Here is a 1,579-nt window from a genome sequence, read left to right on the forward strand (position 1 = left end):
GCTGGGGAATCGCCCGCCCCTCGCCTAATGGGCCTCGTCCCAATTGTCGGCGGCACGGGCTTCCACCTGCAGGGGAACCGAGAGCGCACGGGCTGGCAGTGCCGCGTTTTCCATGATGTCGCAAATGACGGGAATAGCCTTCTCGACCGCTTCTTCGGGCGCTTCGAAAACCAGTTCGTCATGCACCTGAAGGAGCATCTGCACTTCGCCCAGCCCGGCATTCTCTAGTGCGGCGTCCATGCGGGCCATGGCGCGGCGAATGATATCGGCTGCCGAACCCTGGATCGGAGCGTTGATGGCGGCACGCTCGTTGAAAGCGCGCAGCTGAGGGTTGGACGAGCGGATTTCAGGGTAATGGGCCCTACGTCCGAAGATCGTCTCGACATATCCCGTGGCGCGGGCCTGCGCCTTGGTGTTGTCCATATAGTCCTTGATGCCGGGGAAACGCTCGAACTAGCGCTTGATGTATGCGCCTGCTTCCTCGCGCGGAATGCCGAGCTGATTGGCCAGACCAAAAGCTGAAATGCCGTAGATGATGCCGAAATTGATCGCCTTGGCGCGGCGGCGTACCTCGGGGGGCATGCCTTCGACCGGTACGTCGAACATCTCCGATGCCGTCATAGCATGAATGTCCAGCCCGTCGGCGAAGGCCTTCTTGAGCTCGGGAATATCGGCGACATGGGCCAGAACCCGCAATTCGATCTGGCTGTAATCGGCGGAGATGAGCTTGCGGCCCCTGGGCGCGATGAACGCCGCGCGAATCTTGCGGCCCTCCGCCGTGCGGACGGGGATGTTCTGCAAATTCGGTTCGGAGGAGGAAAGCCGCCCCGTCGTGGTGGATGCAAGCGCGTAGGAGGTGTGGACGCGGCCGGTCTCTGCGTTGATATAGCCGGGCAGGGCATCCGTATAAGTGGATTTGAGCTTGGTCACCTGGCGCCAGTCGACGATCTTGCGCGGCAGCGGGTGGCCCGCCGCCGCCAGGTCTTCGAGAACCTGCGCGGATGTCGACCACTGGCCCGTTTTCGTCTTGCTGCCGCCGGGAAGCCCCATCTTTCCGAAGAGAATGTCGCCGAGCTGCTTGGGGGAGCCGATGGTGAAGCGCTCGCCTGCCAGTTCGTAGATTTCGTCTTCCATGGCCGCCGCAGTCTGGGCGAAGTCGCCGGACAGGCGCGACAGTATTTGTCGATCCACCTCAATGCCGCGGTGTTCCATGCGGCCTATCACCGGAATCATGGGGCGCTCGAGCCGTTCATAGACGGAAACGAGACCACGAGCGGCGAGACGCGGTTTCAGCACCTGCCAGAGGCGCAGCGTGATGTCGGCATCCTCCGCCGCGTAGGCGGTGGCGCGCTCGATATCGACCATGTCGAAAGTGATCTGGTTGCGGCCGCTGCCCGTCAGCTCCTTGTAGGGAATGGGCACATGCCCGAGCCAGCGCTCGGAAAGCGCATCCATGCCATGACCCACGGTGCCATGGCTGCCGGTGCCGGCATCGAGCACATAGGAAATCAGCATCGTGTCATCGCAATTCACGATCTCGACGCCGAGCCGATACATCAAAAGCCAGTCATATTTCAGG

1 pseudogene is annotated in these 1,579 nt (G+C 62.1%); it reads right to left on the reverse strand.

What is annotated here, in order from left to right:
- Nucleotides 1-24 precede the first annotated feature (24 nt).
- Nucleotides 25-1,579, reverse strand: a pseudogene (polA, locus tag VDP82_RS17960) (DNA polymerase I); the annotation flags it as partial.

The sequence above is a fragment of the Devosia sp. genome (assembly GCF_034675085.1).
GTDB lineage: Bacteria > Pseudomonadota > Alphaproteobacteria > Rhizobiales > Devosiaceae > Devosia.